Here is a 16,941-nt window from a genome sequence, read left to right as displayed (position 1 = left end):
ATGGCACGCCAGGAAAGAGCGGAACAGACCCGGCAACGGCTCATCGAGGCCGCTGCCGCCGAGTTCGCCGCGCACGGATACGCCGGCACCTCCCTGCTCGGAATCGTCAGGTCGGCCGGTGTCACCATGGGCGCCCTGACCTTCCACTTCTCCTCCAAGCACGCCCTGGCCGACGCGGTCCAGGGAGCCGGGGCCGCCGCTACGCGCGAGGTGATGCACGGCGCGGAGAGCGCCCCCGGGCTGCAGGGCGTACTCGGCGGGGCCCTGGCCCTCGCCGCGGCGCTGAAGACCACCCCGAGCATCAGGGCCGCCGCCCGGTTCACCCGCGAGGGCAGGGGCGCCGAGTCCAACTGGTATGCCTCCTGGGCCCCCCAGGTCCGCGAGGGCCTCGTGCGTGAGTGGCCCGAGAAGTACCGCGACTCCGCGCTCACCCCGTCCTCCGCCACTGCGCTTCTCACCTACGTGCTCGCCGGCTTCGAGGCCACCGCCACCGCCCGGGACGCCCTGCGGGACGCCACAGGCGGCGAGTCCCAGGGCGAGCTGGTGCAGGCGCTCCAGGCGCTGACGGTTCTCGTCTCCACCGCCGAGCCGCTCCGCCCGGGCACGCGTTCCTCGCTTCCCGCCGAAGACTGACCGTCAACGTCCGCTCCACGGTGGGCTCCTGGCGCTTCCACACCTCTACGGAATGCACCCCTCCGGGCACGCGCCGTACGCGGACCGCTCATGCGGCCCCGGGCCCCCGCCGTCCGTGCGAAATATTCGACGTTCTCTCCGCGTATCCCGTCTCCCGCCTGTTCCCAGCTCAGGGGCCTGCCGGTGGCACGGGGTGCTGCCGCTCCCTTCTCCTTCCCGCCGGTTCCCGGGAATCCGGGCTAGAAAAATAGAGAACGTTCGCTATATTTCTGGAGTGGCTTTCAGTGCCCGCCCGACAGGAGAGGAGCCCTGCCCCCATGGACCGGATGCCCAGCGACCTCACACGGACCGCCGAAGCGGCTTCCGTGCCGGGTGCCCACCGGCTCTTCGCCCATCTCCCGCGGGCCGATCAGCGCCGATGGGCCGAGGTCTACCTGAAGGGCTTACTGGTCACCCCGGGCAAGAAGTCGCTCCGGCGCATCGCCGCCTCCGTCACCCCGTCCCCGACCGCCTCCCAGTCGCTGCAGCAGTTCGTCAACGTCAGCCCCTGGTCCTGGCGTCCGGTCCGCGCCGAACTCGCCCACTGGGTCGCCGAACACACACCGGTCCGTGCCTGGACCCTGGCTCCCCTGGTCATCCCCAAGCGGGGCAGCCTCGCCGCCGGAGTCCACCGGCGCTTCGTGCCCGCTCTCGGACGTACCGTCAACTGTCAACTGGCGCTGGGGGCGTTCCTCAGTACGGCACTCGGTGACATCTCCGTCGACTGGCAGCTGTATCTGCCGCGTGACCGGGCCGGGGAAGCCCGGCTGCGCGAGCAGGCCCACATCCCCGGCCCCATGCCCTACACCTCGGCCGCGGATCTCTGTCTGGCCCTGGTCGACCGCCTCGCGCGGACCGTGCACAGGGCCCCGCCCGTCGTCGTCGACCCGGAGGGTCACCTTGATGCCGAACTCCTTGTCGAGGGGCTCGAAGAGCGCGGCCATGAGTGGATCGTCGCCGTGCCCGACACCCTCCGCCTCGCCCTCGCACCCTCCCCGGAACCGGGCTTCGTGCCGCGTCTGGAGACCGCACGTACTCTGCTCCGTCCGCACGCACCCCTGTGCACCGGCGCTCAGGCGACAGCTGCTCGCCCCCGTTTCAACGCACTGCCCGCGCTGGTTCCCCTGTCAGGCGGCCCCCGCGCATGCCTGCTGGTCGGCGAATGGGCTTCGTCGCCCGTGCGGCCCGACCGGGCCTGGCTTACCAATCTGCCCCCCGCGCGGCACTCGCAGGCCGGTGCGCTCATCGCCGCCCGTACCGCGGCGCGGATCGGCTCCGCCGAGGCCGAACTCGGACTGCACGACTTCGCGGGCCGCTCCTACGCCGGCTGGCACCGTCACGCGACGCTGGTCTCCGCCGCGTCTGCCCATCGCAGGCTGGGCCACGACGTGTGCCCGCGCGCACAGCACCGCATCGCGCCATAGCGACGTCCCGCAGTGCCGCGGGACGTCCGGACCCACCTGTTCACCTGTTCGCCCAGCCGCTGTCATAGACACGGACAGCGCGTCCATCACGAGGGAGGGGCTGTGGAGTTCCGTCTCCTTGGTCCGATCGACGTCCACGAGCAGGGCCGCGACATCACACCCACCGCGCCCAAACAACGCCAGGTACTCGCCCTGCTCCTGGCGAGAGCCAACCGCAGGGTCTCCGTCCCGACGCTGCTGAACGAGGTGTGGGGCTGTGAACCTCCCCGTACCGCGACCACCGCGCTGCAGACGTACATCGGCTCCATCCGCAAGACCCTGGCAGCCGCCACCGCGACAACCGCCCGCGACATCGCGGAGGAACGCCTCGTCACCGACGGCAACGGCTACGTACTGAAGCTCGCCGACACCGAATGGGACCGCCCTCACTTCGAGCGGCTGGTCCTGGAGGCCCGCGGCCTGATGGAGGCCCGCGAGGCGCAGCGCGCCACCGGTGTGCTCGGCAGCGCCCTGGCGATGTGGCGGGGTACGCCATTCTGCAATGTGCAGCTGGGCAGCCAACTCGCCTCGCAGACAAGGGTGTTGCGGGAAGCCCACTTGGCGGCCCGCGAAGTGCGGGTCGACGCGCTGCTGCTGAGCGGCCGGTTCCAGGAGGCGGTCGGCGAGGCCGTGGGCCTCGTCGAGGAGCATCCGTACCACGAGAACGTGCACACCCAGCTGATGCGCGCCCTGTACGCCTCGGGCCGCAGGGCGGCGGCGCTCGACGTCTACCACTCGCTGCGTCTGCGGATGAGCAACGACCTCGGCATCACCCCGTCGCCGACCACCAGGTCCCTGCACCATGTGATGCTCCAGGACCGCCCCGACCAGCGCTACCTGTCTGCCGTCGGGGTCATGCGCTGACCCCCGCACGCGCGATCCCGGACATGCCGACGGCTCAGCGGCCGTCGCCGCCGGACTCCCACAGGGTGTCCATCGCCCTGGTGGGGCCGCCCAGTGAGCGGACATGCTCCACAGCGGCCGCCACGAACGCGCGCAGCCGGCCCGTCTCGTGGTCGGTGGGCCAGACCAACGCGTACTCGATGCGGGGGGCATCGGTGAACGGCCGGAACACCAGCCCCGGTCGCGCGTAGTAGCGCGCTCCCGCGGCCGCCACCGGCGTCACCCCTTTTCCCGCGAGGACCAGCGACAGTGCGTCCTCCCAGTGCGTGATCGCCTGGCCGTGCGGAATGGGCCGCCCCGACGGCGTCTGCCGCGGGAAGTGATGGTCGAGCCAGTGGGCCGGTACGGGGCTGGTCACCGTCAGCAAAGTGGCCTCCGCGAGATCCTCCACGCTCAGTGACTCGCGCCGCGCGAACGGGTGCGTGGACGGCATCAGCAGTACGCGCGGCTGCGACAGCAGAACCGATCCGGTCGTCAAGTCGGCCTCGGCGACCGGGAGTTCCGTGACCTGGAGGTCGATGTCGCCGGCGCGCAGCGGCCCGTAGGGGTCGGAGATCTGCACCTGCCGGATCTGTACGTCCACGCCCGGATGGCGGCGACCGAACGCCTCTGCGGCACTGTGCAGCAGATGGCCGGTGAACGCCCCGGAGAAACCGATCCGCAGCGTGCCGGTGATCCCCCGGCCGGCCGCTGTGGCCTTGGCGATCTCCTCCTCGATACGGCGCTGAGCGGGGCCTATGCCGTCCCTCAGCTGCTCGCCGATGGCCGTCGTCGTCACATGCCGGCTGCTGCGCTCGAACAGCTTCGCACCGATGCGGCGTTCGAGCCGGGCGATGGTCTGGCTGACGCGGCTCTGCGAGACACCCACGCGCTCGGCGGTCCGGCCGAAGTGCAGTTCCTCCGCCAGCGTCAGGAAAATCTCGATCTCCTGGCGTTCCATGTCCTCCCCGTCCTCGGCCTCTTGTCCCTCATCGCATCGCTCACCTCGAACGATGAGCCCGGCGAATCGATCGTTGCACAGATCGTTCTTGTTGCGCAGGGTCCGCGAATCGATGCTGGTCAGGCCCGATCACCAACGAAGGGACCCCTGATGACCGTCACCGAGTCTTCTCCCCCGACCGAGACCGCACACGAGGTCCCGGTACCGCCACCGCCCGTCGCCGACGCGGGCGGGACCGAAGTCACGTCGTCCGCCGCGTTCGGTATGCGGGACTGGCTGGTGCTGATCACGCTGTGCTGCGCGACCTTCATGTGCGGCCTGGACTTCTCCATCGTCACCGTGGCTCTCCCCGACATCGGCAACAGCCTCGGCTTCTCCTCGCCCGGCACCCTGCAGTGGGTCGCCACCGCGAGCCTGCTGCCTTCCGCGAGCCTGCTGCCGCTGTTCGCCCGTGTCGCCGACCTGGTGGGCCGCAAGAAGCTGTTCACGCTGGGTGTGGCGCTGTTCACCCTGTTCTCTCTGGGTGCCGCCCTCGCCAACACCCCCGGAGTCCTGATCGCCACCCGCGTCGGCCAGGGTGCCGCCGCCGCGATGATCGCCCCGGCCGCCATCGCCCTCATGACCGGTTACTTCCCCCAGGGCCCGCAGCGCGCCCGCGCCCTCGGCCTCAACGGCGCCGTCATGTCGCTCGGCTTCGTGCTCGGCGCGCTCGGCGGCGGCGTCATCACCAGCGGCTTCAGCTGGCGCTGGACCATGGTCGTGCTGTGCATCATGGGCGCCATCGCCCTGGCCGGAGCCCTCGTGCTGCCGGTGATGCGCGAGTCCGTCGCGGCCAAGCGCATGGACATCCCCGGCGCTGTCCTCGCCACGCTCGGTCTGTTCGGCCTCGTCTACGGCATCTCCACCGGCGGCGACAAGGGCTGGGTCCGTGCGGACTCGCTCGGCTGCATTGTCGGCGGCCTGGTTCTGCTCGGCGGGTTCCTGCTGGTCGAGCGGCGCCACCCGGAGCCGCTGATCCCGCTGACCATCCTCAACCGCCCCACCATCAAGTGGGCCGGCCTGTTCGGTGTGGTCACCTTCGGCATGTGCGCCGGCACCACCGTCCTGCTGAGCCTCTACATGCAGGACGTCCTCAACTTCACGCCGCTGCAGGCCGGTCTGAGTTACCTCGGTGAGGGTGCGGCAGCGATGCTCGGCGGCATGTACGTCGCCCGTCTCCTCGGTCGGTTCGGCGGCGCCAGGGTGCTGGCGGCCGGCCTGCTCATCCAGGGAATCGGCACCGCCGCGATGTTCGCCCTGCCGGAGCACGTCAATGTGCCGGCCCTCATCGTCACGTCCTCGGTCATGGGTCTCGGTCACGTCTTCAGCGTCGTCTCCTTCATCACGGTGATGACGACGGGCGTCAGCGAGGAGGACCAGGGCGTCGTCGGCGGCCTGTCGCAGCTGCCGCAGTACGTGGCGGCCATCGGCGTCGCGGGCCTCAGCGCCATCGCCGCGGCGCGCACCGCCTCCCTCGCGGGCGGTTCGGCACCGGACGCCACCGCGACGCTGGGCGGACTGCACGCGGGCATGGTGACCGCGGGCATCATCGCCCTCGTGGGCTCCGCCCTGGCGGCAACCATGCTGCGCAAGCGGACCGCTGCCTAGAAATCACCCTCGCGCGCCCTACGCGTACGACGCCCACGGGCACTGTCGCAGTGCGCCGACGAGGGCACGGCGCGTCCTTCCGCATCCCCCCGGCGGACGGACGCGCCCTTCGGGGTCCGTTGCCCCCCCAGCGGCCCCTCGACCCATTCGCGTCCCGCCGCGGTACCCCACCCACGGCTGCCCACGCCCTTCACTAGGAGACCGACGGTGAACGACAGGAGACTGCGCAGGCCCTCGGCCGTGTGTTCCGTGCAGGTGGGTGACTTCACGGTCAGCTACGTACCCGACGGCGCCATGCTCCTCAAGCCGTCGGGGCCGACGCCGCAGGCCGTGGCCGGGCCCTGGCCACCGTACGGCGCCTACCTCAACGACACCGCCAGGCTGGTCGCCAACACGGGCGGCCTGCTCGTCCAGGACGGCCCCCGTGCCCTGCTGATCGACGCGGGTTTCGGCCCGCACTCCGCCCCGGAGGACCCCGGCCATCCGTACATCGGTACGGTGCACGGCGGCTCGCTCCTCGACAACCTGGCGAAGCTCGGGCCGCGGCCCGACGACATCGAGGTCGTGGCCTTCACCCACCTGCACACCGACCACATCGGCTGGGCGTGCACCGTCCCGCCGATCTTCACCCGGGCCGTCTTCGCGGTGCCCAAGAGCGAGTGGGAGAACCGCCGCCAGGTGCCGGGCCTCTCGGCGGAAGCGGCGGCCGCCGTGGAGCGCCGCATGCGGCTCGTGGTTCCCGGCGAGGAGGTCTTCCCCGGCGTGCGGGCCCTGGCGCTGCCCGGACACACCGCGGGCCACACCGGCTTCTCCATCACGTCCAGGGGCGAGCGGCTGCTCGCGTTCGGGGACGCGCTGCACTCCCCGCTCCAGGTCAGGCACCCGGAGTGGTTCACGGCGTCCGACAGCGACCCGGCCCAGTCGGAACGCCACCGTCGCCGTCTGATCGCCGAACTCCAGGAGCCGCACACCATCGGCTTCGGCATCCACTTCGCGGACGTCGTCTTCGGCCGGGTCGTGGCGGACAGGCAGGGGGAGGGGGCCGACTGGTTTCCCGTATGACCCCGGCACCTGCACCGTACGGCCCTGGCAGCCCCGCGCGGGTCGCCCCGCCTGATCCGCGGCGAAGATCTCTTACGAAAGCCCCGGCTCCACCCCCTGGGACCGGGGCTTTCCCCTGCCCTCTCGTCCTCGCTCGCGGCTCGGCACCGGGTCTATCGGCCGTCGCGTGGGCGCAGTGCGTCGACGATCAGGTCGAGGAGTCTGGTGATCCGGGCCGGGCTGTCGTCCGTCGCCGTGGAGAGGAAGGCTCCGAGGAGCAGTGCGGTGATGTCATCGGGGGCGACATCCGTGCGGAACGAGCCCGTTCGTGCCCCCTCGGTGAGGATCGTCGCGATCGCGGCGGTGATGCGTTCGCGTGTCGTCGGTGTCGCCATGGTCCCCGACGCCCAGCCTGCGCGGAGCGTGTCGATCATTCCGCGCTTCGTCGCGACGAACGCCGCGTACCGGTCCATCCAGGCGCGGAGCGCGGCCTCGGGCGAGAGTTCGGCGAGCAGGGCGGGGGCGTCGGCCGTGACGTTGTCGAGTTCGGCGGCGTAGACGGCTTCGACGAGTGCTTCGCGGGTGGGGAAGTGGCGGTAGAGCGTGCCGATGCCGACCCCGGCGTCGCGGGCGACGGCTTCGAGCGCCACCTTGTCGTCGGATGCCGTGAAGGCGGTCCGGGCGGCGGCGATGAGCTTTTCGCGGTTGCGCCGGGCGTCGGCGCGGGCCGGTCGGTCGCCGGTGGGGCGGCCGGCCGGGGGGCCGGGGGGCGGCGGTTCGGGCGCAGTCAAAACGGAGGGACCTCCGGGTAGTGCTACAGTCGAATAACGGAGACTCCTCCGCTTTCTCTATCGTCGCATGAGGACGGGATTTCATATGACTCCCACCGGCACACCTTCTTCCGGCTCTTCCAGTTCTTCCAGTTCTTCCGGCACCACGGCCAGTGGTGCCCAGCGCCCGGGAGGGGCCGGTCTGCTCGCCGGCCGCACCGTCTCGCGGATCGGCTACGGGGCGATGCAGCTGGAGCGCCTGTCGGGTGACCGCGCCGCCGCCGTGGCGATCCTGCGCCGCGCGGTCGAGCTCGGCACCGATCACATCGACACGGCCCAGTTCTACGGCGACGGATTCGTCAATGGCGTCATCCGTGAGGCGATCCGCCCCGAGGACGGTGTCCTCGTCGTCAGCAAGGTCGGCGCCACCCCGGTTTCCGGAGGGCCCGTTCCGCTCCGGCTCGCGCAGCGGCCCGATGAGCTGAGGGCGAGCGTCGAGGACAACCTCCAGAGCCTCGGGGTCGAGCAGATCCCGCTGGTCAACCTCCGCCGCGCGGACACAGGGCTCGGACTCCAGGCCGAGGGCGATCAGGTGGTCGGCCTCGACGACCAGCTCGCCGTCATGGTGGCGATGCGCGACGAGGGCAAGATCGGCGAGATCGGGCTCAGCAGCGTGAGCCACGACGTCCTGCGCCGGGGCATCCCCGCGGGCATCGCCTGTGTGCAGAACGCCTACAGCCTGGTGGCACGCGACGACGAGGACATGCTCGGCCTCTGCGCCGACGAAGGCATCGCCTGGGTGCCGTACTTCCCGCTCGGCAGCGGCTTCGCCGGTATGCCGAAGGTGGCCGACGAGCCCGCGGTCGTGGCGGCGGCGCGGTCCCTGGGCTGCACCCCCGCGCAGATCGGCCTCGCCTGGCTGCTCCACCATGCCCCGAACGTCCTCCTCATCCCGGGCACCGCGGACGCGGGGCACCTCCAGGCGAACGTCGACGCGGGGGCCGTGGTGCTCGATGACGCGACGCTCGCCGCGCTGGACGCCGTTCCGAGCCGGGCGGGCGACATCGAGATCGGGTGACCGTTCGTCCGTCCATCCGTACGGTCCCGGTCCCGGTATGGGTACCCGTACGCGTATCCGTATCCGTACGCGTTTCTGCGCTTGCCCCCTTGCCCGTCCCGGGCGGTTCAGTGCATCTCAATGCACCGATCAGGTAACCGAGTTGCGCACCCGCGCGTCCGTCCCGCGTTCGGTTGGACACAATGTGGGGGTGTCTTCTTCTACGCCTGAGCTCGAACTCGACGACGGTACGCCGGTCCGATTCCTGCTGGCTCCCGTGACGTCCGCGGAAGGGGTGGACGTCACCGCGGCCGACGACCGGGACCTCCCGGACGGGATGGGGCAGGCGGTGCCGGTGGCCGCCGGCGGCCGGGCCGTCGCCAGTTTCGCGGCCGGGGCTCTGCGCGGTGTGTTCAAGCCGATCGGGCCGCTGCTCCAGGAGGTCCACCACGCCGTTTCCTCCGTGCCCGAGCCGCCCGCGGAGATGAGCGTGACCTTCGGTGTCCAGGTCGGCCAAGACCTCAAGTTCGGGATCGTGGGCGCCACCGGGCAGGCCCATCTCACCGTCACCGCGACCTGGAAACCGGCCCCGGCCGACGGTGGAGGCCCGCTTCTCGGTGATGCCCCGGCCCCCGGTGCCGCCCCGGCCCCCGGTGCCGCCCCGGCTCCCGGTGCCGCCCCCGCCACCCCGCCGCCGTCCGCAGGGGAGTGAGCGTGGGGTGGTTCCGGGCCGCGGGGGACGCGGACGACGACCCGGCTCTTCATGTGGTGTCCGTATTGCGGGCCGGCGGGGACAAGGCCGCGGGCGCCGGCTTCGTACTGGGCGCCGACACCGTGCTGACCTGCGCCCATGTCGTCAACGACGCCCTGGGCCGGGACATGTTCGATGCCGGGCCGCCGGGGCCGGGTGAGATCCCGGTGGTGGTGCGGGACGCCGTGCGGTCGCAGCGGTATCCCGCGCGGGTGGCGTACTGGATCCCGCCGCGCGGCCGGGACGGCGGCCCGGTGCGCACGGGCGACGACGAGTGGCTCGGCGACCTCGCGGTGCTGCGCGTCGACGGACCCGCCGGGAGCCTGCTCGCCGCCGGCCGGGCCGCCATGGTGGCCGGGCAGAAAGTGGGGGCCTGGCACGGTGGCGGCCGGGGCGCCACGCTCGCCCGCCTCACCGTCGCCTCGCTCCACCGCTCCCTCGCCTACCTGGACGGTGAGTCCACCGGTATGGCGGTCGGCGCGGGGTACAGCGGCGGGCCCCTCTGGTGCCGGGACGAGCAGGCCGTCGTCGGCCTCGTCGTCGCGCACTTCATGCCGCCCGTGCACCCCGCCACCGGCGCCCAGCTCCCGTACAGCCCGCAGCAGTTGGTCCGGCGCAGCTGGGCCATCCCCTGGCAGCGCGTCGAGGCCGAACTGCGCCCCCTCGGCATCCTCGACGCCGTGCTCCCCGCGTCCCCCGACGTGGACGACCCCGCCTTCCTGCTGCTCGTGGAGGCGATCGAGGACCTGCTGCCGCTGATGAGCGAGCGCATCGACCGCGGCCAGCGGCTGGCCACCGCGTGCGGTGTCGCGTACGGCAGTGGCGTCACGCCGCCCAGCCCCGAGGAGTTCGCGGCGTTCCTCCTCACGCACCCGCGCGCCCTGGCCGCCTTCTCGGGGATCCTGCGCCGCGACAGCCCGGACGCCGCCGACCGGGTGCTGGCGGTGGGCGGTCTCTCGCGTACGCCCCGGCTGCTCGCCCCGCAGGAGTACACCGCGCTGCGCAAGCAACTGGCCGCCCTGGACCGGGCGGTGCTCGGGCGGTTCCCCGAAGCGGTGCGCGCCGCGCTGCCGCATCTGGCCGCCCTGCCCGGCGGTGACTCCCTCGACACGCTCCTCGACCATCTGGAGGTCCTGCCGGGGGACGGCCACTCCACCGGCGGGGAGCGCAGGGTCCCGGCGCTGCTGCGCGTCATGGAGTACGTCGGCGCGCTCGGCGTGGGGCCGCGGCGGGCGGAGCTGCGGCTGTGGGCGGACGGGGTGGCCCGGCGGCTCGGCATCACCCGGGCGGCGCTCGGCGAGCGCAGGGCCGATGCCCAGGAGTGGGAGCGCTCGGTGCGGGGCCGTTCGGCGCGTGTACGGGTGCTGGTGCAGGTGACACGGGCCGAGCCGGGCCGCCACCAGCTGCGGAGCTGGTGCGACGAGGGTGCCGGGCCCCGGCAGGTGTCGACGGACAGCACCGTGTCGTACTCCGCTTCGGAGGCGGCACGCGAGGTGCTGCGCGTCCTGGACTCGCTCACGCCGCCGGACGGCGACGAGCGGCCGCCGCTCGTCGAGGTGCTCGTGGACCGCACCAGCCTCGATCTGCCGGTGGACGAGTGGGAGGCGCGGGACCCGGACGACATCGTGCCCGGGGTGCTCGGCGTGGAGTTCCCGCTGGTCGTGCACTGCCCCGAACTCCTGCGCAGACACGGCCGTTTCATGTCCCACTGGCGCACCAGATGGAGCCGGCTCGACTCGGGGAAGACCGTGGTCGTCTCGGAGTCCATGGACCGCGACACCGTCTACTCCCGTCTGGTCAACCAACTCGACACGGTGCGCGTCTCCGTGGACGTACCACCGGGCTCCCGGGACGGCATCGTGCAGATCTGTCTCGCGCTGGGCATACCTGTGGTGGTGTGGGACCGCGGCGGGGACGGAGCAGCACATGTCGTCGATTACATGGCGGACGTCGCCACCCGGGAGCTGCCCGACGGGGTGCGCGACTACCGGGCGAGCGCCCGGGTCAGCCCGCCCGAGTTCCCCGGCCGCCCGGTCCTCGCCTGGGCCGACGCCGACCGTACCGTGCCCCGACTGCATCTGACCGAACCACAGGAGAGCACATGACAACCGCTCCCGACGGCGAGCCCGCGCCCGGCCCGGAGGCAGGCCCGGAGGCCGAATCTGCGTTCGGTGCTGTGCCCGGCCCTGCACCTGGCGCTGCGTCCGGCCCGGAGGCCGATTCAGCGTCCGGTGCTGCGTCCGGCCCGGTCTCCGGCACTGCCCCCAGCCCCGAGCCCCGCCCCGCATCCGGCGGTGATGCCGACTGGCGCCTCTTCCGGGGGGACGGTGTGCCCCGGGCCATCGCGCTTCCGTCGGCACCGCCCTGGCGGCGTTTCACGCCCGTACGGTCGATGCGCCCCGAGCTGCCGTATCTGATCGAGCCCCGGCACGCCGATGTCGTCAACGCGGCGCTGCACCTGCGCCGTCCGCTGCTGGTGACCGGCCCCGCGGGCACCGGCAAGTCGTCGCTGGCCCGCGCCATCGCGCACGAACTGCGCCTGGGGGAGCTGCTGCGCTGGCCCGTCAACAGCCGCTCCACCGTCAAGGACGCCCTCTACCAGTACGACGCGATCGGCCGGCTGCGCGAGACGACGCTCAGCCGGGACCGCGGCGAACGCGAGCCGTCCATCGGTACGTTCATCCGGCTCGGCCCGCTCGGCACCGCCCTGGTCCCGTCGGCCGCCCCGCGCGCCCTGCTCATCGACGAGATGGACAAGGGCGACGTCGATCTGCCCAACGACCTGCTCACCGTCTTCGAGGAGGGCCTCTTCGACATCCCGGAACTCACCAGGCTCCCCGAGGACATGGCCGACGTGGAGGTGCAGAACCTGGACCACCTGGGCACCGTCCGGGTGCACCGGGGGCTCGTCCAGTGCGCCGAGTTCCCCGTCGTGGTGATCACCAGCAACGGTGAGCGCGACTTCCCGCCCGCGTTCCTGCGCCGCTGTGTCCGGCTCGACCTGCCGGTGCCCGACGAGGAGCGGCTGCGCGCCATCGTCGCGGCCCACCTCGGCGACGACGCGCTGCGGGAGGCCGAGGACCTGATCGAGGTCTTCCTGCGCCGCCGCGCCCCGGGCGAACTCGCCACCGACCAGCTGCTCAACGCCGTGTTCCTGCGCGCCGGCGGTATCGACCTGGACGCGGAGGGGCTGCTCGACGCCGTACTGCACCAGCTCACCGGGGCGATGTGAACACGGCGGGTACCCCCGCCCCCGCCCCTGGCCCGGACGCCGGTGGCGGGCGGCTGGCCGAGGCGTTGCGGGTGCTGTCGGCCTGCGGCCACGAGCTGGACGCCGACCAGGTGCTCGACGTGCTCTGGCTGGCCCGCAGGCTGCCGGCCGGCCACGGCGCGCCGCTGCACCGGGGCGAGCCCGCCGTACAGCCGTCACCGGCGCCGGCCGAGCCCGAACCTGACGTCGGCGCCGTACGCCGGCCCGTGACGGAGACCGACGATCCGGATCTGCCCGACCTCACCACCCCGGCGCTCTACGCGGCGGCCCGCCAGACCCCGGCCGCCGAGGCGCGCACCCCGCGGCCGGGCCCGCAGCCGCGCCGGGCCATGCCGCTGCGGGTCCCCGAGGACAAGGCACTGGCCGACGAGCTCGAACTCGGCCGGGCCCTGCGGCCGTTGCGCCGCCGCCGCGACAGCCGGCACCGTACGGAGATCGACGAGGAGCGCACAGCCGCCGGACTCGCCGAGACCCGGCTCGCCGACGTGGTGCAGCGGCCGGTGCGGGAGCGCTGGCTCAATCTCGTCCTGCTCGTCGACGACGGCCTGTCCATGCTGCTGTGGCACCGTCTCGGTACGGAGCTGCGCGCCCTCCTGGAGCGGCTCGGCGCCTTCGCAGCCATCCGCGTGCTCGGCCTCGACACCCGCACGGCGGACCGGCCGCGGCTGCACGCACGCCCGTTCCACACCGAGAGCCCCGAGCTGCCGCTGAGCGCCGTCAACGACCCGTCGGGCCGCACCCTCCTGCTGGTCGTCAGCGACGGCATGGGCGCCGCCTGGCGGTCAGGCACGGTCCACGAGCTGCTGGCCAGGCGGTCGGCGCGCGGACCGGTCGCGGTGCTGCACACCCTGCCGCCCGACATGTGGGAGGCGTCCGGCATCTCCGCCGAGCGCTGGCGTGCCACCACCCGGCGGATCGGCGGCGCCAACACCTCCTGGGAGATCGCCGATCCCGTACTGCCCCCGGGGCTCGCCGACTTCGACGGGGTGCCGGTGCCTGTCCTGGAGCCCACGGCCGGCTCGCTGGGGGACTGGGCGCGGCTGCTCGCCTCGCCCGGCACCACCGTGGAGCTGCCGCTGCTGAACCGGCCAAGCCGCTACGGGGCGGTGGCCCCCTCGCGGGACCTCAGCAGCGTCCAGCACTTCCGGGACGCGGCCACCCCGGAGGCGTACCGGCTCGCGGCCCATCTCGCCGCGGTGTCCCCGCTGTCCGTGCCCGTGATGCGGCTGGTGCAGACCGCGGTGCCCTGGCAGGCCGGCACATCCGACCTCGCGGAGGTGTTCCTCGGCGGCCTCGTGCGCCCGCACCCGGCGCCCGTGCCGGGGCCGCTCCCCGCCAAGCACCGGGTCTTCGACTTCTCCGACGAGGCCAAGGCGGTGCTCCTGGACGCCGTCCCGCAGGCCGAACTCCTGCACACCAGCCGCAGGATCGGCCGACGGCTCGCCGAACTCGCCGGAAACTCACCGGACTTCCCTGCCTGGCTGGCCCATCCGGACGGCCCGGCCCAGCTGCCCGGCTCGCACCAGCCGTTCACCAGCGTCGAGCGGCGGCTGCTCAGCCGGTTCGGCGTCTCGTTCGGCGACCGTACGCCGGCCACCGCACCGGAGCGACGGGAGCATGAACCGGCCCGCTCCGACACGGACGACTGGGACCCGCTCACGGACGACGACCCGCGCAGGCTCGGCCCGTACGAGCTGCGCGGCCGCCGCCGCGGGCGCCGCACCGTCGTGTACCGCGGCACGGACCACCGGAGCTCCGGCCCCCGCGACCCCGGCGCCGTCCTGCGGATACCGCGCCCCGATCTCCCCGCCGTCAACGGCAGGCTGATCGAGGTGGAGGCCGAGGTGCTCCGCCGCCTCCAGGGGCAGGGCGCCCCCGCCCTGCTCGCCACCGGGCTCGGCGATTCGCCGCCCTGGCTCGCGATGACCCCGGTCGCGGACGCGGACACGCCGACCGCGCAGCCGCCCCGGCTCGGCGACATCTACGCGCAGGCCGTGCCGGCCGGCGCCGCGCCCTTCGACATCCTGCGCGGGCTGCTCGTCGCCTGCTACCTCGCGAACGCCCTCACCGTCTGCCATGTCAACGGCATCGTGCTCGCCGACCTCAACGCCGACAGCGTGTTCGTCCTGCGGCGCAGCGTGGTCCTGGGCGACCTCTCGGACTGCGCGGTCGACGGGGAGTATCTGGGCTCGGGCCCGGCCCCGACCCGCGAGGACAACATGCGGTCCCTGGGCGAGCTGCTCCAGCTCATCAGCAGCAAACCGGGCCTGGAACTGCCGGGCCTGCCGGAGGGCATGCATCTGTGGCAGGGCGGCGCCTGGGACCAGCTGCGCGCCCTGGTGCTGCGCTGCCTCGACGCGGATCCGGCGCGGCGCCCCGCGGCGAGCGAGGTCGCCGAGCTGCTCGCGCGGTACGTCGCCCGGGTCAGGCTGCAGCGGGGCGGCGCGGAGACGGCGCAGCCCACGGCCACCCTCTCGCCCGGCGGGCCGGCCGCGCGGGTGCCGCTCGACCTGCCCCGGGGCGACGGCGTGCCGCGGCCGGCCGGGAGCGGTCTGCGGCTGCCGCGCTTCGGATCCGCGCGCCGTGAGACGCTGGCGCGCCTGGAGCGGCTGCGCAGGCCACTGGCGTACAGCAGACGGCTGACCCTGGCCGGTGCCTACCACTACAGCGGCCGGGCCACGACGACGATGGTGCTCGGCTCGCTGCTCGCCGCCGTGCGCGCCGAGCCGGTCCTGGCCCTGGACGGTGCCGCGTCCGAGGGGTCGCTCGACGCCTTCCTCACCGGGCGCAACGAGGCTGTCGTACGCGATCTGGCCGCCCTGGAGCCCCCGGTGTCGTACGCGCAGATCCGCGCCCTGACCACGCGGCTGCCCTCGGGGCTCGAAGTGGTGGCCCACCGCGGCGGCCATTTCAGCCAGAACCCGGCCCACGCGCATGAGTACGCCCGGGTGCTGGCGCAGACCTCGCCGCACTACTCGTGTGTGCTGACCGACTGGTCACGGCTGCGTCTGGACCGGTCGGCCGGGGCGGTCCTGGATCTCACGGACCGGCTGATCCTCTGCTGCGGCACCGCCGACTGGTTCCTCGACGCGGCGGTGCGGACCCTCGACGAGCTGCGGGAGACCGGGCGCGAGCGGCTGGCGCGCGAGGCGGTCGTGGTGGCGGCCGAGGTCGCGGGGGCCTCCGGCCGGCGGCTGCCCCGCTCGTTCGCCGGGCGCCTGGGCATCGACCCCGGCCAGGTGGTGCACATCCCCTTCGACGCGGCGCTGCAGTCGCCCGGCTGGGAGCTCGACCGGCTGCGCGCGGCGACCGTGAACGCGTACCTCCAGCTCGCGGAGCTGGTCCTGGGCGCCACGGGGCCCGACGACCGGGCGGGACTTGACGTTCCAGCAGGCACCGACGGCCCCGCGGGCACCGACGCCCCGGCAGGTACCGACGGCCCGGCGGGGACCGACGGCCCGGCGGGGACCGACGGCCCTGCGGCCACGGCTACTTGATACCGTCCGGCTACTTGATGCCGGTCGTCGCCACGCCCTGCGTGATGCGCCGCTGGAAGACCAGGAACACCGCGATCAGCGGCAGGAATCCGAGCACCGACGAGGCCATGACCTCCGCGTACTGGATGTTGCTGTTGTTGACCAGCGACGCCAGACCGACCGGGATGGTCTGCGACTTGGTCTGGTTCAGCACCAGCAGCGGCCACAGGAACGCGTTCCACGAGTTGATGAACGTCAGGATCGACACCGTGGAGATCGCCGGGCGGCAGATCGGCATACAGATGGTCCAGTAGACCCGCCACCAGCTCGCCCCGTCGATGCGCGCGGCCTCGATCAGCGGGACCGGGATGCCCTTGAAGAACGCCTGGAAGATGAAGACGGACACCGGCGCGGCCACCGACGGCAGGACCAGCGCCCAGTAGGTGCCGAGCAGATGCAGCGAGCGGTACTCGATGAACTGCGGCAGCACCAGCGCCTCGGTCGGCAGCATCAGACCCGCGGTGACCAGCGCCAGGACCACGGAACGGCCGGGAAAGCGGAGGAAGGCCAGGGCGAAGCCCGCCATCGAGCAGAACGCCACGGTGAAGACCACCGCGAGGACCCCGATGACCAGGCTGTTCAGATACCAGGAGCCGATCGGATAGGTGTCCCAGGCGTACGCGTAGGCGTGCAGGGACCAGCCGCCGGCGAAGGGCGACGTCGGCTTCGCGGTGATCGAGCCGTCCGGGCGGAGCGAGGTGATGAGCGCCCACACGAACGGGACGAGCCAGATCAGCGCGAACAGGGTGAGACAGACGGCGCAGAGCCGGTTGAAGAGCTTCGCGCCGTTGACGCCGGGCGCCGGGGGCTCCGCGGACTCGCCGGGCGCGCCCTCCGCGCCGGCCGGCCGCGGCCGGGTGATGCCGGTGATGCTGCTCAAGATGTCCTCC

Annotated in this window: 13 protein-coding genes; 10 read left to right on the top strand and 3 right to left on the bottom strand. The window is 72.8% G+C overall.

The window, feature by feature from the left end:
- From OG510_RS16405 to OG510_RS16395, 3 genes are all read left to right on the top strand, one after another.
- On the top strand, nt 1-633 hold the full coding sequence (locus tag OG510_RS16405; protein WP_406137636.1) for a TetR family transcriptional regulator: 633 nt from the start codon (nt 1-3) through the stop codon (nt 631-633).
- A gap of 317 nt (nt 634-950) precedes the next feature.
- Entirely contained in the window at nt 951-2,096 is a 1,146-nt protein-coding gene (locus OG510_RS16400; protein WP_406137635.1) for an IS701 family transposase, read from the top strand.
- A 102-nt stretch (nt 2,097-2,198) separates the two neighbouring features.
- The gene (locus OG510_RS16395) at nt 2,199-2,999 is read left to right on the top strand and encodes a BTAD domain-containing putative transcriptional regulator (RefSeq protein ID WP_406137633.1); all 801 of its coding nucleotides are present in this window, start codon (nt 2,199-2,201) and stop codon (nt 2,997-2,999) included.
- 34 nt (nt 3,000-3,033) lie between these two features.
- Here the strand turns inward: OG510_RS16395 and OG510_RS16390 are convergent, their stop codons facing one another.
- Nucleotides 3,034-3,978: a LysR family transcriptional regulator gene (locus tag OG510_RS16390; RefSeq protein WP_406137632.1), complete on the bottom strand. Its 945-nt coding sequence runs from the start codon at nt 3,976-3,978 to the stop codon at nt 3,034-3,036.
- A 150-nt stretch (nt 3,979-4,128) separates the two neighbouring features.
- On the opposite strand from OG510_RS16390, the gene OG510_RS16385 reads away from it, so the two are divergent.
- Both OG510_RS16385 and OG510_RS16380 read left to right on the top strand, forming a co-directional pair.
- Nucleotides 4,129-5,625 (top strand): MFS transporter, encoded by a 1,497-nt coding sequence (locus tag OG510_RS16385; RefSeq protein WP_406137631.1) that lies wholly within the window; start codon nt 4,129-4,131, stop codon nt 5,623-5,625.
- 207 nt (nt 5,626-5,832) lie between these two features.
- Entirely contained in the window at nt 5,833-6,687 is an 855-nt protein-coding gene (locus tag OG510_RS16380) for an MBL fold metallo-hydrolase (protein WP_406137630.1), read from the top strand.
- Between the two features lie 152 nt (nt 6,688-6,839).
- Here the strand turns inward: OG510_RS16380 and OG510_RS16375 are convergent, their stop codons facing one another.
- Nucleotides 6,840-7,457 carry a TetR/AcrR family transcriptional regulator gene (locus OG510_RS16375; RefSeq protein ID WP_406137629.1) on the bottom strand — a complete coding sequence of 206 codons (618 nt, stop codon included), beginning with the start codon at nt 7,455-7,457 and terminating at the stop codon, nt 6,840-6,842.
- Nucleotides 7,458-7,542: 85 nt separating this feature from the next.
- On the opposite strand from OG510_RS16375, the gene OG510_RS16370 reads away from it, so the two are divergent.
- From OG510_RS16370 to OG510_RS16350, 5 genes are all read left to right on the top strand, one after another.
- A complete protein-coding gene (locus OG510_RS16370; RefSeq protein WP_406137627.1) occupies nt 7,543-8,514 on the top strand; it encodes an aldo/keto reductase in 972 nt (323 codons plus the stop codon).
- Nucleotides 8,515-8,704: 190 nt separating this feature from the next.
- Nucleotides 8,705-9,205, top strand: a complete 501-nt coding sequence (locus OG510_RS16365; protein ID WP_406137626.1) for a CU044_2847 family protein — start codon at nt 8,705-8,707, stop codon at nt 9,203-9,205.
- A 2-nt stretch (nt 9,206-9,207) separates the two neighbouring features.
- Nucleotides 9,208-11,349 (top strand): trypsin-like peptidase domain-containing protein, encoded by a 2,142-nt coding sequence (locus OG510_RS16360; protein WP_406137625.1) that lies wholly within the window; start codon nt 9,208-9,210, stop codon nt 11,347-11,349.
- A complete protein-coding gene (locus OG510_RS16355; protein ID WP_406137624.1) occupies nt 11,346-12,476 on the top strand; it encodes an AAA family ATPase in 1,131 nt (376 codons plus the stop codon). Before OG510_RS16360 ends, OG510_RS16355 begins: the two co-directional genes overlap by 4 nt.
- Complete coding sequence (locus OG510_RS16350; protein WP_406137622.1) at nt 12,473-16,012, top strand: SAV_2336 N-terminal domain-related protein; 3,540 nt, start codon at nt 12,473-12,475, stop codon at nt 16,010-16,012. Before OG510_RS16355 ends, OG510_RS16350 begins: the two co-directional genes overlap by 4 nt.
- Before the next feature lie 10 nt (nt 16,013-16,022).
- Here OG510_RS16350 and OG510_RS16345 read toward each other — a convergent pair whose 3' ends face one another.
- Nucleotides 16,023-16,931, bottom strand: a complete 909-nt coding sequence (locus tag OG510_RS16345) for a carbohydrate ABC transporter permease (RefSeq protein WP_406137621.1) — start codon at nt 16,929-16,931, stop codon at nt 16,023-16,025.
- Nucleotides 16,932-16,941 lie beyond the last annotated feature (10 nt).

Origin of the sequence: Streptomyces sp. NBC_01089 (assembly GCF_045162975.1) — a bacterium.
In the GTDB taxonomy this organism is placed as follows: Bacteria; Actinomycetota; Actinomycetes; order Streptomycetales; family Streptomycetaceae; genus Streptomyces.
This window is presented reverse-complemented; position numbering and strand designations above follow the sequence as displayed.